The organism is Micromonospora sp. CMU55-4, from assembly GCF_011602315.1.
In the GTDB taxonomy this organism is placed as follows: domain Bacteria; phylum Actinomycetota; class Actinomycetes; order Mycobacteriales; family Micromonosporaceae; genus Micromonospora; species Micromonospora chalcea.
This window is the reverse complement of record NZ_JAAOLH010000008.1, coordinates 45,535-65,644: the sequence shown is the minus strand read 5'-3', so window position 1 is coordinate 65,644 and position 20,110 is coordinate 45,535. Positions and strand designations below refer to the sequence as shown.

The window sequence follows — 20,110 nt, the reverse complement described above, 5'->3', positions numbered from 1 at the left end:
CCGGGCCCGACTTGCCCCCGGTAAGCCGACGTCGCCGACGGCTCTCGTGCGGAGCGGTGACGGAATCCTGACACATCTCACTTCGTCCGGGTGTCCCGGCCCGTGGTCCGGGCGCGGCCGGGCTGACCTGCCCGACGGCCGGTCGACGCGCATCCCGTTGACGGGAATCGCGAGGTGAGCCGACCGGCGAGCGAGGATCCGTCCAATGGCCCCTTCAGTTGCCCACGGGCCCGCCAGTAGGTTGTCAGGACGCGTCCGAGGGGCATTCACAAAAATCCGGACGCGTCATCCGCGTACGGGAGGACGTTTGTGGTGAGCGGGTCAACCGAGGACTCGGGACAGGTCCTGCTGGTGGGTTCCAGTGGCGGGCACCTGGCCCAGCTCCTGGCCCTGGAACCGTGGTACCGGGATCGGCGCCGCGCATGGGTAACCTTCGACACCCCGGACGCGCGCTCGCTGCTCGCCGGCGAGGACGTGGTCTGGGCGCACCACCCCACCACACGCAACGTCAAGAACCTGGTACGCAACGCGTTCCTCGCGCTGAAGGTCATCCGCCGGCGCCAGGTCGACGCGGTCGTCACCACCGGCGCCGGGGTCGCACTGCCGTTCGTGGTGGCGGCCCGCATGCGCAAGATCCCGACGGTCTACATCGAGGTGTACGACCGGATCGACAGCGCGACGCTCACCGCCCGGCTCTGCCGGCCCTTCCTCTCCGCAATGCTCGTGCAGTGGGAGGAGCAGCGCCGGATGTACCCGGAGGCGACCGTCGTGGGGAACCTCCTCTGATGGCGCACATTCCCCAGCAGCGGGACCGGCGGTCCAGGCCGTTCGTGCTGGTCGTGGTCGGCACCGACGTGCACCGCTTCGACCGGCTGGTCGGCTGGCTGGAACGCTGGCACGCCGCCCGGCCCGAGGTCCGGCTGGTCCTCCAGTACGGCCACAGCCGCACCCCGGCCCTGCCCGAGGCCACCCCGTTCCTCGGCCACGAGGAACTCCAGCAGGCGATGGCGGAGTCCACGCTCGTGGTCAGCCACGGCGGCCCGGCCACCATCACCGAGGCCCGGCGCACCGGCCACCTGCCGATCGTGGTGCCCCGCGACCCGGCCCACGACGAGCACGTCGACAACCACCAGCAGCTGTTCTCCCGCCGCCTGGGCGCGGCCGGCATGGTGCGGCTGTGCGAGTCCGAGGTCGAGCTGGTCGCCGCGCTGGACGAGGGCCTGGCCGACCCGAGCCGGTTCGTCCTGGCCGCCGACCCGGGCCGTCCGGACCCGCGCGCCGAGGCGGTCGCCCGGGTCGGCGCGGTGATCGACGGCCTGGTCGCCGGCCGGGTACGCCAGCGGACCGCCGGGCGGCGCGGATGAGCGGCCCGGACCCGGCTGCGCCGCGGGTCCTCTTCGTCGGCGGCCTCGGCCGCAGCGGCTCCACGCTGCTGGAGCTGCTGCTCGCGCAGAGCGCCGACGTGTGCGCCGTCGGTGAGGTCGTGCACCTGTGGGAGCGGGCGCTCGGGGCCGACGAGCGGTGCGGCTGCGGCGAGCGGTTCACCGGCTGCCCGTTCTGGCGGCAGGTCGGCGACCAGGCGTTCGGCGGCTGGGACGCGGTCGACCGGGACGACGTGCTGGCGCTCAAGGACCGGGTCGACCGGACCCGGCACATCCCCCGGCTCGCCAAGGAGGCGCTCCCGCCGGAGCAGCTCGCCGACGTGCGCCGCTACGCCGACCTGTACACCCGGATCTACCGGGCCGCGCTCGCGGTGACCGGCGCCCGGGTCGTGGTGGACTCCAGCAAGCACGCCTCGCTCGCGTTCGCGCTGCGCTGGGCCGAAGGGCTCGACCTGCGGGTCCTGCACCTGGTCCGGGACAGCCGGGCGGTGGCGTACTCGTGGGGCAAGCAGGTGCGCCGCCCCGAGGTGGTCGACGGCGAGGACTTCATGCCGACCTTCTCGCCGTTCGAGGTGAGCAAGCTGTGGACCGCGCAGAACGCGGCGTTCCACCTGCTCGCCTCCAGGGCCAAGGTGCTGCGGCTGCGGTACGAGGACTTCACCGCCGACCCGGCCGGCACCGTAAGCCGGGTGCGGGACTTCGCCGGCCTGCCGGACGACCCGGCCGCGCTGCGGATCCTCTCGGCGGACGCGGCCGACGCGGCGAGCGAGCCGGCCGCGCCGTTCCGCGCGCACAGCGTCGCCGGCAACCCGTTGCGGTTCAGCGGCGGGCCGTTGACAGTGCGCCGCGACGAGGCATGGCGCGACCGCCTGCCGCGACGCAGCCGTGCCGTGGTCAGCCTGGCCACGCTTCCCCTGCGGGTCCGTTACGGCTATCTGGGCCAGCGGGGATCCGACGAGTCCGTGGAGAGAGCATGAGTGGGCCGAGCATCTCGGTGGTCGTACCGACGCGGGACCGTCCGGAGCTGCTGCGCGCGGCGCTCGACGCGATCCTCAGCCAGGCGCACCCGGGGCTGATCGAGGCGATCGTGGTCTACGACCAGTCCGAGCCGGACCGGTCGCTGGAGACCGACCGGGGTGACCGCCGGATCCGGGTGATCACCAACACCCGTACCGCCGGGCTGGCCGGGGCGCGCAACACCGGCATCGAGGCGGCCACCGGCGACTGGGTGGCGTTCTGCGACGACGACGACGAGTGGCTGCCCGGCAAGCTCGCCGCCCAGTTCGGGGCGCTCGACGCGCACCCGGACGGCGCGCTGGTGAGCTGCGGCATCCGGGTCAGCTACGACGACCGTACGGTGGACCGATCGCTGGACCGCGCCCGAATCTCGCTGGAGGCGCTGCTGCGCGACCGGCTCACCGAGCTGCACCCGTCCACGTTCCTGATCCGCCGGGCCGCGCTGCTCGACGCGATCGGCCTGGTCGACGAGCAGATCCCGGGCAGCTACGCGGAGGACTACGAGTTCCTGCTCCGCGCCGCCCGGTACGCGCCGCTGGTGAACGTGGAAAGCCCGTACGTGCTGGTCCGCTGGCACAAGCGGTCCTACTTCGCACAGCGCTGGGAGACCATCTCGACCGCGTTGCAGTGGCTGCTGCGCCGCTACCCGGAGTTCGCCACCGTGCCGCACGGCGAGGCTCGGGTGGCCGGTCAGATCGCGTTCGCGCAGGCCGCCATGGGTAACCGGCGGGACGCGGTCCGCTGGGCGCGGCGCACGCTGGCCCGCAACCCGAAGGAGCCGCGCGCCTACCTGGCGCTGGCGGTGGCGAGCCGGGCGGTGCAGGCCGACCGGGTGCTGCGCACGCTGCACAAGCGCGGCCGGGGCATCTGACGCGTACGCGGAACGGGCGGGCGACCTCGGTCGCCCGCCCGTTCTCGTCCGGTCGTCAGGTCAGGCCGTGCAGAAGGACTTCCACGCCTGGATGCTCGGCTGGTCGAGCAGCCGGAAGTCGCCCTGGCTGACGGTCTGGTTGTAGTACGCGACGAATTCCGGCCGCTGGCCGTTGAGGAAGTTCGTCATCGACCGGATCCAGGCCGCCCGGCCGGTGCCCGGGTCACCCGGCACCAGGTCGCTGCCGGTCTCCGCGACGCCCCACGGCTTGCCGAGCGCCTTCGACTTGCTGATCATCGGGCCGTAGATCTCCTGCGGCGGGGCGTACCGCTTCCACTTCTTGCCCCAGTTGTAGCAGTCCCAGCCGAGCGTCTCGATCACGTCGGAGCCGGGGTAGAACGCGTCGAAGCTGCGCCCGGATTTCGGGTCGAGCGTCCAGCACATCAGGATCAGCGTGTTGATCAGCTTGGGGTTGTTCGCCCGGGCGGCCAGCCCGGCCACCCGCTTCCACGCGGTCCGGTACGCCTCGGTGGTGAAGGCGCCGCGCTCGACGTCGTCCTCCGGCTCGTGGAAGTACGACCAGTAGACGTTGTGCTCGCGCGGGATCGAGGCGAACCAGGAGGTCAGGCGGGAGTCGAACTTGCCGGTGTTGATCTCCTGCGGCGCCGCCTTGAAGGACACCACAACGGTCCGGTCCACCACGTCGGCCCGGCTGCCGGACCAGGCCGGCGGCAGGCCGGGGAAGAAGATCCGGGCCATCCGCAGCTTGCCGAACGTCCGGTCGGAGCGGGCCAGCGCCTGACCGAAGGTCTCCCCGTTCTGCACGCCGATCGAGGCGCCGGGCAGCGTCAGCCGCGTACCGCCGAAGGCCGGGCCCGCGTTCTCGGAGGCCGACGGGCGGGCCGAGGGTTTGCCACCGAGGCCCTGGTCGGCGCTCGGGGACGCACCCGGCGTAGCCGGCGCGCCCGGGCCCATCGAGGTCGCCGGGCCGACCGATCCGGGCGCCTCGCCTGCTTGCGGGTTCGCGGAGTCGGGCCGCAGCGCGGCCACCGCGACCCCGCCGCCGGCCACTGCCAGCGCCAGCGCCGCCGCGACCGCCACGCGCCAGCGTCGCCGGGCGCCGCCGGGCGGCGGAGTCGTCCCCGGTGCGAGCGGCGGAGCGGGCGGGCGGCCCGGCCCGCCGGTGGCCGGATCGTGCGGGGCGTCCACCGGAGGCGGCCCGGTCAGGGTGGCGGTCGCCGCCGCGCCCGCACCCCGTACCGCGTCGCCCGCCGGACCCGGCCCGGCCCAGTCGGCGTCGTCGTGCGGCGCCCAGCCGGGGTCACCGTGGACCGTCGGCTCGTCCTGCGGCCAGGCGGCGTCCCGGTGGCCGGCGTCCGGCCGTTCCGGCCACGGCAGGTCGCCGCCGCCGGTCCGGGCCGGTGGCGGCGGAGACGAGGTGACCTCGGCCTCCGGCCAGGGCAGCGACGGGCCGCCTGCCTGGCGTGGAATGTCCTGACCCGGCCACAGGCCGGTCGGCTGCCCGAAGGCGTTGTGCGGCTCTCGATCGGCCGGCATGACCCTCCCTGGCTGTCGGCGGCCCGTGTCCGGGCTCAGATCGCCACGCATACCTGCCCGACGATAACCCTCATTCACCTGGCCGTATGTACCGTGACACTCAGCCGAACGCCTGACCGGGGGTGTCGGTGACGGTCGAAGCGGGCATCTCGACCCCGGTCCGCGCGATCGCGTCGAGCAACTGGTCGGCCAGCTCCGGCCGGCAGACCAGCAGGTCGGGCAGGCGCGGGTCGGCGCGGTTGTAGCGCAGCGGCGAACCGTCGATCCGGGACGCGTGCATGCCCGCGCCGAGCGCCACCGCGACCGGGGCGGCACTGTCCCACTCGTACTGGCCGCCCGCGTGGACGTACGCGTCGACCTCGCCGGTCACCACGGCGCAGACCTTCACACCGGCCGAGCCCATCGGTACGGCGGTCGCACCGAGCATCTCGACCAGCTCGCCCACGAACGCGGGCGGGCGGCTGCGGCTCACCGCGATCCGGATCGGCCCGTCGGTCGGCTTCGGCGGCGGGCAGGTGGTGCCGAGCACGAGCGGCGTACCGTCCACCGTGGTCCGCGCCGGCATGCCGACGGCACCGGCGACCAGGGCGCCGTCGGGCGCGGCGGAGCGCTGCCAGAGCGCCACGTGCACCGCCCAGTCGTCCCGCCCCTCCTCGGAGAACTCACGGGTGCCGTCCAGCGGGTCGATGATCCAGACCCGGTCCGCCTCGTGCCGGGGCGCTCGCTCGCCGTCCGCCCATGCGCGGCGGGCGTCGGCCTCCTCTTCGGAGAGCACCGCGTCGGCCGGCCGCAGGCGGGCCAGCGCCGCCGTCATCAGCTCGTGCGACGCGCGGTCGCCGGCGTCCTTGAGCGCCTTCGGGTCGGCGAAGCCCTGCCGGTCCCGCAGCGCGGTGAGCGCCTTGCCGGCCTCGGTCGCCAGCCACTGCGCGAACCGCTGGTCGTCGAGCCGTCCCGCCTCGTCCTCGGTCACGAGCCTCATCCCTTGTTCTCCCGGGTCTGCCGCGACCCGTCATCCTTCGGCGTCCGGTCGGACCGGCGCCAGCGTCCGTCGGATCGTAGACAGTCGCGAGGTGCCCTCGGATCCCCCGGACGCACCCGGTGCCCCGCCCGGCCGCCCGCATGTTGAACTTCGCGTGTATGGCGGTCGGACCCGCCGGGCCAGGCCCTAGGCTCTGCGCATGACCGCCGAGCAGCTGATCTCGTTCGCCCGTGGCGCGCCTTCGCTGGACATCGTCGATGTCGAAGGGCTCAAGGCCGCCGCTGTCCGCGCCTTCGACGCCGACCCCGCCGGGGTCACCGCGTACGGCACCTCCGTCGGCTACCCGCCCCTGCGGAAGTGGATCGCCGAGAAGCACGGCGTCGAGGCCGATCAGGTGCTGATCACCAACGGCTCGCTGCAGGCCGACGCGTTCCTCTTCGACCACCTGGTCCGCCGGGGCGACGCGGTGGTGGTCGAGCGCCCGACGTACGACCGCACGCTGCTCAACCTCCAGCAGATGGGCGGCGAGGTGCACGGCGTGACGATCCAGCCGGACGGCCTGGACACCGCCGAGCTGCGCAAGCTGCTGGAGTCCGGGGTACGGCCGCGGCTGGCGCACGTGATCCCCAACTACCAGAACCCGGCCGGTGTGACCCTCTCCCTGGAGAAGCGCCGTGAGCTGCTCGACCTGGCCGCCGAGTACGGGTTCACGATCTTCGAGGACGACCCGTACGCGGACATCCGGTTCCGGGGCGAGCCGCTGCCGTCGATGCTGTCGATGGACACCCGTGGCGTGGTGGTGCACGCGTCCAGCTTCACCAAGACGGTCTGCCCGGGGGTGCGGGTCGGCTACCTGGTCGGCCCGGCCGAGCTGATCGCGACGATCGCGAAGCGCGCCACCAACCTCTACATCTCGCCGGGCATGGTGGCCCAGGCGATCGTGCACCAGTTCTGCGTCTCCGGCGCGATCGAGGAGTCGATCCGGACGGTCCGTACGGCGCTCGGCGAGCGGTCGGCGGTACTGGCCGAGTCGCTGCGCCGGCACATCCCGGAGGCCCGGTTCGTGGAGCCGGACGGCGGCTACTTCCTCTGGGTCGAGCTGCCGGAGGACGTCGAGGTCGACCGACTCGCGCCGGCCGCCGCCGAGCGTGGCGTGGCGGTGGTGAAGGGCAGCGACTTCATGGTCGACGGCGGCCGGCACGCGCTGCGGCTGGCGTACTCGGCGGTGACCGCGGACCGGATCGACGAGGGCGTCCGGCGTCTCGCGGAGGCGATGGCCGCCGTACGCGGCTGATTTTCTGTCGGGTTTCTGACAAAAAGGCCCCGCTGGCCGGTTCGGCACTCCCGCTGGACCGGCCAGCAGCCCACAATGCTGCGAGTGTCGTTCACCTTTCCGGTGGCCGGGCCGCTCCGGCCAGGGCCGACGGCACGCCCAGCATCACTCCCGCCCCCAAGGGGTGCCGGGTGGGCCGTGTCGCCCCTCACCCCCCTGACGCGGCCCGGCCCGCCCGGCGCCGGGGCGTGACGCCCGTCGCACCGCCCGTCCCGCTCCCGCGCTGCGCCTGCCGCCGGTCGGCGTAACCTGCAAGCCGCAGCTCTAGGGAGAGGGGGCGAGAGATGACGGACCGGGTGGCACGCGACCGAACCGCCGGCGCCGACGGCGGCAGCCGGGCACTGCGCCCCCGCGCCTGGGCGGCCCCGGTACGCGCGATGTCCCGCATCCTCAACGCCGACGGCTCCCCCCGTGCCGCCCAGCCGGCCGGCCCGGAGCGCAGCGGGATCGTCGACTGCGGGCTGTACGTCGACGGCGAGCGCCGCCCCGGCCGCCCCCAGTACGCCGAGGCCCTGGCCGCCGCCCGGCAGGAGCGGGACGGCTTCGTCTGGCTCGGCCTGCACGAGCCCGACCTGACCGAGATGACCGAGATCGCCGCCACCTTCGGCCTGCACGAGCTGGCTGTGGAGGACGCGGTGAAGGCCCAGCAGCGCCCGAAGCTGGAGCACTTCGGCGAGATCGTCTTCCTGGTGTTGCGGACCGCCCGCTACTGCGAGCACGCGGAGCTGACCGAGAACTCCGAGGTGGTGGAGACCGGCCAGGTGATGCTCTTCATCGGGCCGCACTTCGTGATCAGCGTGCGTCACGGCGACGCCTGCCGGCTGGCGCCGGTCCGCGCCGACCTGGAGGCGAAGCGGGACCTGCTGCGGCACGGCCCGTGGGCGGTCGCGTACGCGATCACCGACCGCGTGGTCGACCTCTACCTGGAGGTCGCCGACCGGCTGGAGGACGACCTCGACGTGCTGGAGGCGGACGTCTTCGACCGGCAGAGCAGCGGCCGGATCCAGCGGATCTACCAGATGAAGCGGGAGCTGGTCGAGTTCAAGCGGGCGGTGGCGCCGTTGCAGCGCCCGCTGATGACGCTCACCTCGCAGGTCAACCGCGCGGTGCCGCAGGAGGTCCGGCGCTACTTCCGGGACGTGCAGGACCACCTCAGCCGCACGGTCGAGCAGGTGAACTCCTACGACGACCTGCTGAACTCGATCCTCCAGGCCCGGCTGGCCCAGGTCACCGTCGACCAGAACAACGACATGCGCAAGATCGCCGCCTGGGCCGCGATCGGTGCGGTGTGGACGGCGATCGCCGGCATCTACGGCATGAACTTCGACAACATGCCCGAGCTGAAATGGACGTACGGCTATCCGGGCGTGTGGGCGCTGATGCTCGCGGCGTCCTTCACGCTGTACCGCCTGTTCCGCCGCAACGGCTGGCTGTAGCCGCCCCGTACACGCGGAAGCGCCGGCCACGCGGGTCGCCCCGCGTGCCGGCGCTGATCCGACGGTACGAGGTCAGCGGCGACCGCCGGCCTTCGCGGCGTTCTTGCCGGCCTGCACGGCCTTGGTGATGTCGTCGGCCGGACGGCCGGAGACGTCCCGGGCGCCCTCGGCGACGGCGGGGACCTGGTCGTTCGGGTGGATCACCGGCTGGCTGCCGGAGGTGGCGGTCGACGCGCTGCTGCCCTTGGCCACGGCCGAGGAGCCGGCGCCGGTCGGGCCGGCCTGCGTCACCTTCGCGCTCGCGTCCGGGGTCTCCACCACGATCGTGTCCACGTCCTCCCGCATCGGCTCCAGCTTGTCCCGGCCGGTCGCGCCGAGCGTGCCCGTCGTGCCGAGCGTGCCGGTCGGGTCGTACTCGGCCCACTCCTGCTGCTCGCGGCGGCGGCGCATGGCCATCGCACCGGCCAGGCCGGCGACGGTGCCGGCCACCAGCAGGCCCGCGGTCATGCCCCGCGACCTGCGCTGCTTCTTCTTTCCGGCCTTCATGCTCTTCGCCTTCTTCGTCATCGCGGACTGCTTCGCGGTCATCGCCTTGCGGCCACCCTGCGCCTTGCCGGCGGCCTCGACCCGGGCGTTGCGCACGGCCAGCAGCACCGGCGCGAGCGCCGCGGCGGTCGACGCGAACCCGCTGGACGCCCGGTCCCGGACCATGACCGCGGTCGGCGCGACGGCGCCCCGGGCTGCCTGGACCCGCGGGCCGACAGTGGCGCCGGCACCCTTCGCCGCGTGCGTGGCGGCTTGCCTCAGGTGACCGATGCCCTGGTTCAGCTCCACCTTGGCGAGCTGGCCCTGGGTCTTTCGCCGCCCGATTCCAAACACGGTCCCACCTCCTGGGAGTTGTTCCTTCGTCATCCTCCACCTTCGGATGCCTCCGCATGGCCAGATCGGGCACATGGGAGGATCCGCAAGGAACTGACCAACGAGTGAGGAGTACCCGTGGCCGAGGCTGTCTACGCCACCTTGCACACCAACGCCGGCCCGATCCGGCTGGAGCTCTTCCCGAACCACGCGCCGAAGACCGTCCGCAACTTCGTGGAGCTGGCCGAGGGCACCCGGGAGTACATCGACCCGCGTACCGGTCAGCCGGGCAGCGGGCCGTACTACGACGGCACCGTCTCGCACCGCGTGATCAGCGGTTTCATGATTCAGATGGGCGACCCGACCGGCACCGGACGCGGTGGCCCGGGCTACAAGTTCGGCGACGAGTTCCACCCCGAGCTGCGCTTCGACCGGCCGTACCTGCTGGCCATGGCGAACGCCGGGCCGGGCACCAACGGCTCGCAGTTTTTCATCACGGTGTCGCCCACGCCACACCTGAACAACCGGCACACCATCTTCGGCCAGGTCGCCGACGAGCAGTCCGCCAAGGTCGTCGACTCGATCGCCAACACCCCGACCGGCCCGAGCGACCGGCCGCTGCAGGACGTGGTGATCGAGCGGGTCGAGATCGAGCACAAGCAGGCCTGAGCGACACGCGGGTACCTTTGCTCGCATGACTGAGCGCTCCGGCCAGCCCGGCGACACCACCGGGGACCCGGTGCCGACCACTCCGGTCTGCTACCGGCACCCCGGCCGGGAGACGTACATCCGCTGCTCTCGATGCGACCGGCCGATCTGCACCGAGTGCATGCGGGACGCCTCCGTCGGCCACCAGTGCCCGGAGTGTGTCGCCGAGGGACGCCGCAGCGTGCGGCCGGCGCGTACCGCCTTCGGTGGCGGTGCCGCCGGCCGCCAGGGCAACGTCACGAAGGCGCTGATCGCGCTGAACGTGCTGATGATGCTGGTCTCCATCGCCTCGGCCCGCAGCGGCAACGCGGTGGCCGGCGGTGGCCTCGGTGGCCTGATGGGCGACCGCACCCCGCTGACCGACTGGGGCTCGGTGCTGGGGCTGGCCGCCTTCCCCGACGGCACCATCGGCGGAGTGGCCGACGGCCAGTGGTACCGGCTGGTCACCGCCATGTTCCTGCACTTCGGCGTGCTGCACCTGCTGCTGAACATGTGGGCGCTCTGGGTGCTCGGCCGGACGCTGGAGGCGGTGCTCGGGCCGCTGCGCTTCCTGGCGCTCTACCTGCTCGCCGGGCTGGGCGGCAACGTCGCGGCGTACGTGTTCACCGCGCCGAACCGCACCACGGCCGGCGCCTCGACGGCGGTCTTCGGCCTGTTCGCCGCGATCTTCGTGATCATGCGGCGGCTGGGCCGGGACACCTCGGCGATCGTCCCGATCCTGGTGATCAACCTGATCTTCACGTTCACCGTGCCGAGCATCTCGGTGGCCGGGCACCTCGGCGGTCTGGCGGCCGGCGCGGTGGTGTCGCTGATCCTGGCGTACGCCCCCCGGTCACGCCGGACCGCATTCCAGGTGGCGGGCTGCGCGATCGTGCTGGTCGCGATGATCGGCCTGACCCTGGTCCGTACCGCCGCCCTGCTCGGCTGAGCCTCAGCCCGCGGCGGGGCGGGCCTCGTCCAGCGCCGCCGCCACCTCGTCCAGCGGCGCGTCCAGGTCGCGGCGGCCGAACAGGTGCAGCGACTCCCCGGCGTCGATCTCCAGCGTCTCGGCGGTGATTCCGCGCCGGGCGCGCCGCTCCAGGCGGATCGCCTCGACCGAGTCCCACGGCAGCCGGCGTCGCCCGGCGAACCCCCGCAGCACCGTCAGCCCGTCCCTGTCGACGGCGAGGCGGACCGGCGCGACCACGTCGCGCAGCGCCCAGAGGAGCAGGCCGGCCGCGGCCAGCCCGGCCAGCCCCGGGCGGACCGGGTCACCGCCGGCGAAGAGCAGCCCCAGGGCCAGCAGCGCGAGCGCGCCGAGCGCCTTGAGCACCGGCGCCTCCCGGGGCACCCGCCACTGCCGGACCGGTGGCGACTGTGGATCCATCCGACCAGCATGCCAGCCGTACCGTCGGCACGCCGGGGGAGGACGGCCGGTCCGGTCAGCACGTACTATCGGGGCAAGCGAGGTTACCCGGGAGTAGACATGAGTGACGCGGTCATCGTCGGCGCGGTACGGACCCCGGTCGGGCGGCGCAAGGGCAGCCTCGCCGGAGTGCACCCGGTCGACCTCTCGGCGCACGTGCTGCGTGCGCTCGCCGAGCGCACCGGCATCGACCCCGGCCTGGTCGACGACGTGATCTGGGGCTGTGTGTCGCAGGTCGGCGAGCAGTCCTGGAACGTGGCCCGCAACGCGGTGCTGGCCGCCGGCTGGCCGGAGTCGGTCCCGGGCACCACGCTCGACCGTCAGTGCGGGTCGAGCCAGCAGGCGCTGCACTTCGCCGCCGCCACTGTTCTCTCCGGCCAGGCCGACCTGGTGGTGGCCGGTGGCGTCGAGTCGATGACCCGGGTGCCGATGGGGTCCAGCGTCGCCGGTGGGATGCCGTTCAGCGCGGCGATCCTGGAGCGCTACCGGGGTGTCGAGGGCGTCGCGGCGGACTCGCCGCTGCCGTTCAACCAGGGCGTCGGGGCCGAGCTGATCGCCCAGCGGTGGCGCTTCTCGCGTACCCAGCTGGACGAGTTCGCGCTGGCCAGCCACGAGAAGGCGGCAGCCGCGCAGGACGCCGGCGCGTTCGAGGCCGAGCTGGCGCCGGTGGCGCTCGCCGACGGCGGCAAGTTCTCCGCCGACGAGGGCATCCGCCGCGACACCTCGCTGGCCAAGCTGGGCGAGCTGGCCACCCCGTTCCGCGCCGACGGCGTGGTCACCGCCGGTTCCGCGTCGCAGATCTCCGACGGCGCCGCCGCGCTCGCGGTCACCACCGCCGAGTGGGCCAGCCGGCACGGCCTGCGCCCGCTGGCCCGGGTGCACACCGCAGTGGTCGCCGCCGACGACCCGGTCACCATGCTCACCGCGCCCATCCCGGCCACCGCGAAGGCGCTGCGCCGCGCGGGGCTGGGCATCGAGGAGATCGGCGTGTACGAGGTGAACGAGGCGTTCGCCCCGGTGCCGCTGGCCTGGCTGGCCGAGACCGAGGCGGACCCGGAGCGGCTCAACCCCCGGGGCGGGGCGATCGCGCTCGGTCACCCGCTCGGCGGGTCCGGCGCGCGGATCATGACCACGATGCTCCAGCACATGCGGGACAACGGCATCCGCTACGGCCTGCAGACCATGTGCGAGGGCGGCGGCATGGCCAACGCCACCATCGTCGAGCTGCTCTGATCCGACCGGCCGCCGGTGTCGCACCTCAGGTGCGACTTGCACGTGTGGAAGTTCCAGAAATCGGGCGTGACCCATATCACCCCTGGTCATCGCGTCGTTGGACCGGGCATGGACGTGTTCTCGCGAACGTTCCTTCCGGCCGCCGCCGAGACCGGCCTGGCGACCCAGACCGTCACCCGGCACATGCCGGTGTTCCGCCGGTGCGTCGGCTCCGGCGACGCCACCATCCTGGTCACCCGGTGCAGCCGCCCGGACGACCCGGTCGGCGGCGACTACCTGATGCTGCTCACCCACCGCCGCCTGGTGGTCACCCGGCAGACCCGCGTGCTGCACCGGCTGCGCCTGCACCTCAACACGGAGCTGCGCGAGCTGAGCAACGTGACGTGGAGCCCCGACCCGCGGGCGCACAGCGTGGAGCTGGCAGCGACCGCCATCGACGGGGCGCGGGAGCGTTTCGTCATCCGTACCCACCACCCGAAGCAGGTGTGGCAGCTCGACACGCTGCTCAACCACGCCTTCCGTACCCGCCTGCGGACTCCGGCCGAGCGGGTCGTCGCCACGATCGGCGAGCCGCCGGCGAGCGCCCGGCCCACAGTGCTCCGGCCGGCACCGGCCCGCTGACACTCTCCTTACCGGATCCGAACATTTCCTGACCGGCCGGGCGGTCGACCGTCGGTCATCATGGGCCGGTGACCACCGCCGCCCCGCCCGGGCTCGTCCTCGTGGTGGAGGACGAGCCCGCCATCGCCGACCTGGTCCGGCTCTACCTGACCCGGGACGGGTTCGGCGTACACCTGGAACGTGACGGCGAGGCCGGGCTGGCCGCCGCACGGCGGCTGCGCCCGGTGGCCTGCGTGCTCGACATCGCGCTGCCCGGCCTGGCCGGCACCGAGATCTGCCGCCGGCTGCGCGCGGCCGGCGACTGGACGCCGGTCATCTTCCTCACCGCCCGGGACGACGAGGTGGACCGCGTCGTCGGGCTGGAACTGGGCGCCGACGACTACGTCACCAAGCCGTTCAGCCCGCGCGAGCTGCTCGCCCGGCTGCGGGCGGTGCTGCGCCGCACGTCCGGCGTGTCCGCCGAGCAGCCCCGCACGCTCGGCGCCGTCACGCTCGACCCGGCCCGCCGCACGGTGACCGCCGCCGGTACGCCGGTGCAGCTCACCTCCACCGAGTTCGACCTGCTCGCGCACCTGATGGCCCGTCCGGGCCGGGTGTTCACCAGGGAGGAACTGCTGGCCGGCGTGTGGGGGTACGCGGCGCACGCCGGCACCCGGACCGTCGACGTGCACGTGGCGCAGGTCCGGGCCAAGCTCGGCCCGGACAGCGTGATCCGCACCCACCGGGGCGTCGGGTACGCCGCCGATGCCTGAGCAGCCGGCCGGACCGATGCCACGCCGCCCCGGGCGGACGCTCACCGCCCGCGCGGTAGTGGCCACCTGCGCGGTGGCGCTCGTGTCGGTGCTCGTCACCGCGCTGGTGGCGGTGCCCCTGGCGGTACGCGGCGCGGAGCGCCGGGACCAGGAGGCGCTGGCCGCCCAGGCCCGGCTCGCTGCCGACGTGCTCCGGGTGCGGGCGGTACGCCAGCGCGACGGCGCCGGGGACCGGCTCATCCGCCAACTGGGTCAGCAGCGGATCGAGGTGTACCTGATCCGGGACGGGCAGGCCGACCGGCCGGGCCTGCCCCGACCGCTCGTGACACGGGTGGCCGGCGGCGACAACGTCTCCGGCCGGCGGCTCGTCGACGGGGAACGCCGGCTGGTCGAGGCGCGGGCGCTGCCCGGCGGGGACGGGGTGGTGCTGACCCGCGCCCGCAGCGCCGCGCCCTGGCAGCAGGTGCTGCGCGGCCTCTGGCTGCCGCTGCTCGCCGGACTCGCCGCCGGGGCGGCCGCCGGACTGCTGCTCGCCCGCCGGCTGGCCCGGCCGATCCGTACCGCCGCCACCGCCGCCGCGCGGCTCCGGGCCGGGGACCGGACGGTCCGGGTGCCGGTCGAGCCGCCCGACGAGGTGGCCGACCTGGCGTACGCGCTCAACGGCCTCGCCGCCGCGCTGGCCACGAGCGAGGGTCGGCAGCGCGAGTTCCTGCTCTCCGTCTCGCACGAGTTGCGGACCCCGCTGACCGCGATCCGTGGCTACGCCGAGGCGCTGGCCGACGGGGTGATCGAGGCCGACGCGGTGCCGGCGACCGGCCGGACCGTGCTCGCCGAGGCCGAACACCTGGACCGGCTGGTCCGCGACCTGCTGGCGCTGGCCCGGTTGGAGGCGGTCGACTTCCCGCTGGAACCGGTGCCGGTCGACCTGACCCGGCTCGCCGCCGACGCGGAGCGCGCCTGGTCCGGCCGGTGTGCGTCGCTCGGGGTGCCGTTCCGGCTGGAGACGCCGGACGCGCCGGTGCCGGCGTACACCGATCCGGGCCGGATCCGGCAGGTGGTGGACGGGCTGCTGGAGAACGCGCTGCGGGTCGTACCGCCGGGGGCGCCGGTGGTGCTCGCGGTCCGGGCCGCCGGTCCGGCGGGCGGTGGGACGCTGGAGGTCCGGGACGGCGGACCCGGCCTCACCGACGACGACCTGGACGTGGCGTTCGAGCGGGGCGCGCTGCACCAGCGGTACCGGGGGGTGCGCAAGGTGGGCAGCGGTCTGGGCCTGGCGCTGGCCGCCGGGCTGGTCCGCCGGCTCGGCGGCGACATCACCGCCGGGCACGCCCCGGAGGGCGGGGCCGCCTTCACTGTCGTGGTGCCCCCGGATCCTTACCGGGCTCGAACATCGGCTTGACCGTTCCCTCGTGTCGGTGCGGAACGCTCGGGGTCGTCACCGCGAGGAAAGGACCACAGATGGCACGTCAGCGAATCGTCACCGGCGCCACCGCGCTGCTCGCCGCCGCCGCGCTCGGACTCGCCGGGTGCGGCGCGAGCCGGCCCGGCGCGGAACCCGACCGGGCGGTCGAGGTGAGCGCCGCCATGGGCGCGGAGGGCCAGGCGCTCGCCGCGCTCGGCCTCGACGCCGGTGACCTGGACGTGGAACCGGTAGCCGCACCGGCGTCCACCGGTACGCCGCAGGCCGGGCCGGACGGCAAGGGCGAGCGGGCGGAGGGGAACAAGCGCCACCGGGCCCGGGTGCTGCTGCGGCGCAACACGCTGCACGGCGAGGCGGTGGTGCGGACCAGGGACGGCGGCACCAGGACGGTGGCGGTCCAGCGCGGCGAGGTGACCGCGATCGACGAACGGTCGATGACCGTGAAATCCACCGACGGTTTCACAGCGACCTGGACGTTCGGCGACAAACTGCGGGTGGTCGAGCGCCGGACCGCGATCCGATCGAACGACATCAAGATCGGCACGACTGTCGCGGTGGCCGGAGCGAAGGACGGCGGCGGGAACGTGGCCCGGCTCGTGGTGGTTCCGATTCGCCAGGAATAGGTGCCTGGGCTGTCGTGACGGAAGCAATGTGCCAGGCTACGCTATGCCCCGACCCGACATCGCCTCCGTGGAGAATCCGTGAAGCTCTCGATCCTCATGCCGGTCTACAACGAGGAAGAACGTATCGCGGATGCCCTCAAGCAGGCATTGGCGGTCGACTACCCGTGCGAGATCGAGCTTGTCGTCGTGGACGACGGCAGCCGGGACGGCACCGGCGAGATTCTGGGCCGGGTCGACGACGCGCGCCTCCGGGTGATCACCCACCAGCGCAACGCCGGCAAGGGCGCGGCCATCAAGACCGCCGTCGACAGCGCCGAGGGCGAGTACATGGTCATCCTCGACGCCGACCTCGAGTACGACCCGCAGGACATCCCGCGTCTGCTGGAGCCGGTGCTCGACGGTCGGGCGACAGTCGTCTACGGCAATCGGACCTTCGGCAGCCACAGCTCGTACAGCTTCTGGTACGTGATGGGCAACAAGGGCGTCACGCTCGCCGCGAACGTGCTCTACAACTCCTACATCGGCGACCTGGAGACCTGCTTCAAGCTGATGCCGCTGGAGCTGTACCGCTCGCTGCAGGTCCGCTCCCGGGGCTTCGGCATGGAGGCGGAGGTCACCGGCAAGCTGCTCCGCCAGCGCATTCGCCCCTACGAGGTGCCGATCAGCTACCGCGCGCGGGGCCGCGAGGAGGGCAAGAAGATCACCTGGAAGGACGGCGTCGAGGCGATCTGGATCCTGGCCCGCGAGCGCGCCCGCCGCCGCCCGGCCACTCCCGCCGCCGCGCACTGAGCCCGCACCGCCGCAACCCCGCGATCCCGGCACGAGCCGAGGCCGCGGGGTTGCGTCGTGTCCAGGGCGCTCAGCCGAGGAACGCGTCCACCGAGCGGCGCAGCCCGGCGGCGTCCAGGCCGTGCCAGCGTTCGTGGTCCTCGGCGCTGCCGTAGCGGCGCAGGTCCTCGCGACCCACCCCCAGCGACAGCAGCCGGTGCGGCCGGTCGGCCAGCGCCTCCGACACCACCCGCGCCGAGGTGCCTGCCAGGTACGGCTCGACCACCATCACCTCGGTTCCGGCCAGCGCCCGCAGCCCGGCCGTGTCGAACGGGCGTGGCCGGTGGGTGTAGGCCACGGTCACCGCCCGGTCGGCGGTCGCGGCCAGCGCCGCGTCCAGCACCGGCCCGACCGCCACCAGCAGCGCCGCGCCCGGCCCGGCGTCGCGCACCACCCGCAGGTCACCCGCCTCCGGGTACGCCCGCGCGTTGGCCCGGATCGACAACCGCAGGTACGCCGAGTCCTGCCCGCACACGACGTCGCGCAGCAGCGGCCGGACCTCGTCCGGGTGCCCCGGCACGTGCACGGTCCAGCCGTGGAGCGTGTCGATCAGCGCCACGTCGGCCGGACCGAGGTGGGTGCGTCCCGCCTCCGCCCGGTCGTACGAGCCGCCGATGCCGACGAGCACCGCGCCGACGCCCTGGTGGTCGAGGTCCAGCTTGATCTGCTCGTACGCCCGCTCGACCAGGAACGGGGCGTAGCTGTGCACGATCGGCCGCTGCCCGGTCAGCGCCAGCCCACCGGCGACCCCGACCATCAACTGCTCCCGGATTCCGACGTTGATCACCCGGTCCGGGTACCGGGCGGCGGCCGGCTCGAACGCGGCGGCGGAGATGTCGGCGAGCACGACTGTCGTACGCGGATCGGCGAGCACCTCCTCGGTGCTGGTGACGAACGCGTCCCGCATGGTGCTGCTCATGCTCACTCTCCGTCCGTGACGACCGCGACGACGACGTGCGGCCGGTGATCGTCGTGCCCGGTGAGGGCGGCGTGCAGGGCGTCGTGGTCGCGCCCGTCGACGGTGGCGGCGCTCCACCCGTTCACCGTGAACCGGCTCGCCGCGCCACCCGGCCAGCCGTACGTGGCCGAGCGGTTGTCCAGCACGATCGCGGTCAGGTTGCCCAGCCCGGTCGCGCCCGCGTACGCGATCGCCTCGTGGTTGGAGCCCTCGTCCAGTTCGGCGTCGCCGAGCAGCACGTACACCCGGGGTTCGGTGCGGCCCTGGGCCCGCAGCCCGAGCGCGGTGCCCACGCCCAGCCCGAGGCCGTGGCCGAGCGAACCGGAACCGATCTCGACGCCCGGCACGAGCGTGCGGTCCGGGTGGTCGCCGAGGCGGCTCGCCGGGCCGCCCTGGTCGTCCAGCCACTCGGGCGGTACGAAGCCGCGGGCGGCGAGCAGCGCGTAGTAGCCGGCGACCGCGTGCCCCTTGGAGAGCAGGAAGCGGTCCCGGTCCGGGTCGTCCACGGTGGCCGGGGTGATCCGGAGCACCCGGTCGTAGAGCACCTGGAGCACGTCCAGCGTCGAGTACACGTTGGCGCCGAACTCGCGGCCGGCGCGCACCCGGTCCAGCAGCGCGCCCAGCTCGGTGGCGGTGGTCGTCGTCATACCGATAGCCTCGGACTTGAAGCGAACTTCAACTCAAGGCCGTGTGATGCACGAAGCAACACTGACCATCGGGCAGCTCGCCGACCGCAGTGGCGTCGCCCCCTCGGCGCTGCGCTACTACGAGCGGCTCGGCCTGATCCACGCCGCCCGCACCGGCGGGAACCAGCGCCGCTACGCCCGCACCGAGCTGCGCCGGGTCGCGTTCATCCGGATCTCCCAGCAGGTAGGTGTCTCGCTGGAGGAGATCCGCGCGGCGCTCGACTCGCTGCCGTCGGGGCGTACCCCCACGCCCGACGACTGGGCCGCGCTGTCCCGCGCCTGGCGGGACCGGCTGGACGAGCGGATCCGGCTGCTCGGCAAGCTCCGCGACGACCTGGACGGGTGCATCGGCTGCGGCTGCCTGTCGTTGCAGCGCTGCACGCTCTACAACCCCGGCGACTCGCTCGCCGACGAGGGCCCCGGCCCGCGTCTCATGCTCCCGCGCCCCGGCCAGGGCTGACCGTCACCGGACCAGCAGCACCTTGCCCAGGTGGTCGTTGGTCTCGACCAGGCGGTGCGCGGCGGCGGCGTCGGCCATGTCCACCCGGGCGTGCACCACCGGCCGGACCCGGCCCGCCTCCACCAGCGGCCACACCTGATCGCGTACGCCCCGGACGATCGCCGCCTTCTGCTCGTCCGGACGGGACCGCAGCGCTGTCGCGTGCACCGCCGCCCGCTTCGCCAGCAGCATCCCCAGGTCGAGTTCGCCCTTGCGGCCGCCCTGCATGCCGATCACCACGAGCCGCCCGCCGGTGGCCAGCGCCGCCACGTTCCGGGGCAGGTAGGACGCGCCCATGATGTCCAGGATCACGTCCGCGCCCCGGCCGTCGGTCACCCGGCGTACCTCGTCCACGAAGTCCTGCTCCCGGTAGTCGATCGTGTGCGCGGCGCCCAGCTCCCGCAGCCGGTCGTGCTTCGCCGAGCGGGCGGTCACCACCACTGTCGCGCCGAGCGCCACGCCGAGCTGGATCGCGAACGTGCCGATCCCGCTGCCGCCGCCGTGCACCAGCAGCGTGTCACCCTCGGTCAGCCGGGCCAGGTCCACCACGTTCGACCAGACCGTGCAGGCCACCTCCGGCAGCGCCGCCGCGTCGACCAGCTCCACCCCGGCCGGCACCGGCAGCAACTGCCCGGCCGGCACCGCGACCTGCTCGGCGTAGCCGCCGCCGGCGAGCAGCGCGCAGACCTCCTGACCCACCGACCAGCCGGTCACGCCGGGACCGAGCGCCCGCACCGTCCCCGAACATTCCAGACCGGGGTACGCGGACGCGCCCGGCGGCGGCGGGTAGTGCCCCTGCCGCTGCAACAGGTCGGCCCGGTTCACCGCGCTGGCCCGCACCTCCACGACCACCTCGCCGGGGCCGGGCTCCGGGTCCGGCACGTGGGTCCAGACGAGCGCCTCGGGTCCGCCGGGTTCCGTGATCGTGATCGCGCGCATGACTC

At 73.7% G+C, this 20,110-nt stretch carries 22 protein-coding genes; 15 read left to right on the top strand and 7 right to left on the bottom strand.

What is annotated here, in order from left to right; translation table 11 throughout:
• Positions 1 to 309: 309 nt before the first annotated feature.
• Genes HA073_RS15840 through HA073_RS15825 form a run of 4 tightly spaced genes read left to right on the top strand, consistent with a single transcriptional unit; the run spans position 310 to position 3,270 of the window.
• On the top strand, positions 310 to 786 hold the full coding sequence (locus HA073_RS15840) for a polysaccharide biosynthesis protein (RefSeq protein ID WP_030499390.1): 477 nt from the start codon (positions 310 to 312) through the stop codon (positions 784 to 786).
• A complete protein-coding gene (locus tag HA073_RS15835; RefSeq protein WP_113974519.1) occupies positions 786 to 1,364 on the top strand; it encodes a glycosyltransferase in 579 nt (192 codons plus the stop codon). Before HA073_RS15840 ends, HA073_RS15835 begins: the two co-directional genes overlap by 1 nt.
• Positions 1,361 to 2,359, top strand: a complete 999-nt coding sequence (locus tag HA073_RS15830; protein WP_043327767.1) for a sulfotransferase — start codon at positions 1,361 to 1,363, stop codon at positions 2,357 to 2,359. The genes HA073_RS15835 and HA073_RS15830 overlap by 4 nt, the downstream gene beginning before the upstream one ends.
• Complete coding sequence (locus HA073_RS15825; RefSeq protein WP_013289266.1) at positions 2,356 to 3,270, top strand: glycosyltransferase family 2 protein; 915 nt, start codon at positions 2,356 to 2,358, stop codon at positions 3,268 to 3,270. Before HA073_RS15830 ends, HA073_RS15825 begins: the two co-directional genes overlap by 4 nt.
• Positions 3,271 to 3,330: 60 nt before the next feature.
• On the opposite strand, the gene HA073_RS15820 is transcribed toward HA073_RS15825, so the two are convergent.
• Together HA073_RS15820 and HA073_RS15815 are read right to left on the bottom strand one after the other, a co-directional pair.
• A complete protein-coding gene (locus HA073_RS15820; RefSeq protein WP_166456764.1) occupies positions 3,331 to 4,827 on the bottom strand; it encodes a hypothetical protein in 1,497 nt (498 codons plus the stop codon).
• A 100-nt stretch (positions 4,828 to 4,927) separates the two neighbouring features.
• Positions 4,928 to 5,806 (bottom strand): 3'(2'),5'-bisphosphate nucleotidase CysQ, encoded by an 879-nt coding sequence (locus HA073_RS15815; protein ID WP_043327770.1) that lies wholly within the window; start codon positions 5,804 to 5,806, stop codon positions 4,928 to 4,930.
• A gap of 199 nt (positions 5,807 to 6,005) precedes the next feature.
• On the opposite strand from HA073_RS15815, the gene HA073_RS15810 reads away from it, so the two are divergent.
• Complete coding sequence (locus HA073_RS15810; RefSeq protein WP_030499384.1) at positions 6,006 to 7,100, top strand: PLP-dependent aminotransferase family protein; 1,095 nt, start codon at positions 6,006 to 6,008, stop codon at positions 7,098 to 7,100.
• Positions 7,101 to 7,423: 323 nt separating this feature from the next.
• Entirely contained in the window at positions 7,424 to 8,575 is a 1,152-nt protein-coding gene (gene corA / locus HA073_RS15805) for a magnesium/cobalt transporter CorA (protein WP_043327771.1), read from the top strand.
• A gap of 72 nt (positions 8,576 to 8,647) precedes the next feature.
• Here the strand turns inward: corA and HA073_RS15800 are convergent, their stop codons facing one another.
• Complete coding sequence (locus tag HA073_RS15800; protein ID WP_166456763.1) at positions 8,648 to 9,487, bottom strand: hypothetical protein; 840 nt, start codon at positions 9,485 to 9,487, stop codon at positions 8,648 to 8,650.
• A gap of 84 nt (positions 9,488 to 9,571) precedes the next feature.
• Between HA073_RS15800 and HA073_RS15795 the strand changes: the two genes are divergently transcribed.
• Together HA073_RS15795 and HA073_RS15790 are read left to right on the top strand one after the other, a co-directional pair.
• Positions 9,572 to 10,102, top strand: coding sequence for a peptidylprolyl isomerase (locus HA073_RS15795; protein WP_030499381.1), 531 nt, complete (start codon positions 9,572 to 9,574; stop codon positions 10,100 to 10,102).
• Between the two features lie 25 nt (positions 10,103 to 10,127).
• On the top strand, positions 10,128 to 11,069 hold the full coding sequence (locus HA073_RS15790) for a rhomboid family intramembrane serine protease (RefSeq protein WP_069089219.1): 942 nt from the start codon (positions 10,128 to 10,130) through the stop codon (positions 11,067 to 11,069).
• A 3-nt stretch (positions 11,070 to 11,072) separates the two neighbouring features.
• On the opposite strand, the gene HA073_RS15785 is transcribed toward HA073_RS15790, so the two are convergent.
• On the bottom strand, positions 11,073 to 11,507 hold the full coding sequence (locus tag HA073_RS15785; RefSeq protein ID WP_051611318.1) for a PH domain-containing protein: 435 nt from the start codon (positions 11,505 to 11,507) through the stop codon (positions 11,073 to 11,075).
• Positions 11,508 to 11,606: 99 nt separating this feature from the next.
• Here HA073_RS15785 and HA073_RS15780 point away from each other — a divergent pair, with 99 nt between their 5' ends.
• The 6 genes from HA073_RS15780 (at position 11,607) to HA073_RS15755 (ending at position 16,984) form a co-directional block, all read left to right on the top strand.
• Complete coding sequence (locus HA073_RS15780; RefSeq protein ID WP_043327774.1) at positions 11,607 to 12,779, top strand: acetyl-CoA C-acyltransferase; 1,173 nt, start codon at positions 11,607 to 11,609, stop codon at positions 12,777 to 12,779.
• A 108-nt stretch (positions 12,780 to 12,887) separates the two neighbouring features.
• Positions 12,888 to 13,400, top strand: a complete 513-nt coding sequence (locus HA073_RS15775; protein ID WP_043327775.1) for a hypothetical protein — start codon at positions 12,888 to 12,890, stop codon at positions 13,398 to 13,400.
• Positions 13,401 to 13,468: 68 nt separating this feature from the next.
• Positions 13,469 to 14,152, top strand: coding sequence for a response regulator transcription factor (locus HA073_RS15770; RefSeq protein ID WP_064448115.1), 684 nt, complete (start codon positions 13,469 to 13,471; stop codon positions 14,150 to 14,152).
• Positions 14,145 to 15,551: a sensor histidine kinase KdpD gene (locus tag HA073_RS15765; protein ID WP_166456762.1), complete on the top strand. Its 1,407-nt coding sequence runs from the start codon at positions 14,145 to 14,147 to the stop codon at positions 15,549 to 15,551. The genes HA073_RS15770 and HA073_RS15765 overlap by 8 nt, the downstream gene beginning before the upstream one ends.
• A 59-nt stretch (positions 15,552 to 15,610) precedes the next feature.
• Positions 15,611 to 16,195 carry a hypothetical protein gene (locus tag HA073_RS15760; RefSeq protein ID WP_166456761.1) on the top strand — a complete coding sequence of 195 codons (585 nt, stop codon included), beginning with the start codon at positions 15,611 to 15,613 and terminating at the stop codon, positions 16,193 to 16,195.
• Positions 16,196 to 16,273: 78 nt separating this feature from the next.
• Complete coding sequence (locus HA073_RS15755; protein WP_043327778.1) at positions 16,274 to 16,984, top strand: glycosyltransferase family 2 protein; 711 nt, start codon at positions 16,274 to 16,276, stop codon at positions 16,982 to 16,984.
• A 70-nt stretch (positions 16,985 to 17,054) separates the two neighbouring features.
• Here HA073_RS15755 and HA073_RS15750 read toward each other — a convergent pair whose 3' ends face one another.
• Together HA073_RS15750 and HA073_RS15745 are read right to left on the bottom strand one after the other, a co-directional pair.
• The gene (locus HA073_RS15750; RefSeq protein WP_064448141.1) at positions 17,055 to 17,930 is read right to left on the bottom strand and encodes a transketolase family protein; all 876 of its coding nucleotides are present in this window, start codon (positions 17,928 to 17,930) and stop codon (positions 17,055 to 17,057) included.
• A gap of 14 nt (positions 17,931 to 17,944) precedes the next feature.
• Positions 17,945 to 18,628: a transketolase gene (locus tag HA073_RS15745; RefSeq protein WP_104115615.1), complete on the bottom strand. Its 684-nt coding sequence runs from the start codon at positions 18,626 to 18,628 to the stop codon at positions 17,945 to 17,947.
• Between the two features lie 46 nt (positions 18,629 to 18,674).
• Here HA073_RS15745 and soxR point away from each other — a divergent pair, with 46 nt between their 5' ends.
• Positions 18,675 to 19,127 carry a redox-sensitive transcriptional activator SoxR gene (gene soxR / locus HA073_RS15740; RefSeq protein WP_030499370.1) on the top strand — a complete coding sequence of 151 codons (453 nt, stop codon included), beginning with the start codon at positions 18,675 to 18,677 and terminating at the stop codon, positions 19,125 to 19,127.
• 3 nt (positions 19,128 to 19,130) lie between these two features.
• On the opposite strand, the gene HA073_RS15735 is transcribed toward soxR, so the two are convergent.
• On the bottom strand, positions 19,131 to 20,105 hold the full coding sequence (locus tag HA073_RS15735) for an NAD(P)H-quinone oxidoreductase (RefSeq protein WP_166456760.1): 975 nt from the start codon (positions 20,103 to 20,105) through the stop codon (positions 19,131 to 19,133).
• Positions 20,106 to 20,110: the final 5 nt, after the last annotated feature.

Coding starts and splice junctions, on each gene's coding strand:
- HA073_RS15835 (WP_113974519.1), top strand. CDS start 786: ATGGCGCACATTCCCCAGCAGCGGGACCGGCGGTCCAGGCCGTTCGTG.
- HA073_RS15830 (WP_043327767.1), top strand. CDS start 1,361: ATGAGCGGCCCGGACCCGGCTGCGCCGCGGGTCCTCTTCGTCGGCGGC.
- HA073_RS15825 (WP_013289266.1), top strand. CDS start 2,356: ATGAGTGGGCCGAGCATCTCGGTGGTCGTACCGACGCGGGACCGTCCG.
- HA073_RS15820 (WP_166456764.1), bottom strand. CDS start 4,827: ATGCCGGCCGATCGAGAGCCGCACAACGCCTTCGGGCAGCCGACCGGC.
- HA073_RS15815 (WP_043327770.1), bottom strand. CDS start 5,806: ATGAGGCTCGTGACCGAGGACGAGGCGGGACGGCTCGACGACCAGCGG.
- HA073_RS15810 (WP_030499384.1), top strand. CDS start 6,006: ATGACCGCCGAGCAGCTGATCTCGTTCGCCCGTGGCGCGCCTTCGCTG.
- corA (WP_043327771.1), top strand. CDS start 7,424: ATGACGGACCGGGTGGCACGCGACCGAACCGCCGGCGCCGACGGCGGC.
- HA073_RS15800 (WP_166456763.1), bottom strand. CDS start 9,487: ATGACGAAGGAACAACTCCCAGGAGGTGGGACCGTGTTTGGAATCGGG.
- HA073_RS15790 (WP_069089219.1), top strand. CDS start 10,128: ATGACTGAGCGCTCCGGCCAGCCCGGCGACACCACCGGGGACCCGGTG.
- HA073_RS15785 (WP_051611318.1), bottom strand. CDS start 11,507: ATGGATCCACAGTCGCCACCGGTCCGGCAGTGGCGGGTGCCCCGGGAG.
- HA073_RS15780 (WP_043327774.1), top strand. CDS start 11,607: ATGAGTGACGCGGTCATCGTCGGCGCGGTACGGACCCCGGTCGGGCGG.
- HA073_RS15775 (WP_043327775.1), top strand. CDS start 12,888: ATGGACGTGTTCTCGCGAACGTTCCTTCCGGCCGCCGCCGAGACCGGC.
- HA073_RS15765 (WP_166456762.1), top strand. CDS start 14,145: ATGCCTGAGCAGCCGGCCGGACCGATGCCACGCCGCCCCGGGCGGACG.
- HA073_RS15760 (WP_166456761.1), top strand. CDS start 15,611: ATGGCACGTCAGCGAATCGTCACCGGCGCCACCGCGCTGCTCGCCGCC.
- HA073_RS15750 (WP_064448141.1), bottom strand. CDS start 17,930: ATGCGGGACGCGTTCGTCACCAGCACCGAGGAGGTGCTCGCCGATCCG.
- HA073_RS15745 (WP_104115615.1), bottom strand. CDS start 18,628: ATGACGACGACCACCGCCACCGAGCTGGGCGCGCTGCTGGACCGGGTG.
- soxR (WP_030499370.1), top strand. CDS start 18,675: ATGCACGAAGCAACACTGACCATCGGGCAGCTCGCCGACCGCAGTGGC.
- HA073_RS15735 (WP_166456760.1), bottom strand. CDS start 20,105: ATGCGCGCGATCACGATCACGGAACCCGGCGGACCCGAGGCGCTCGTC.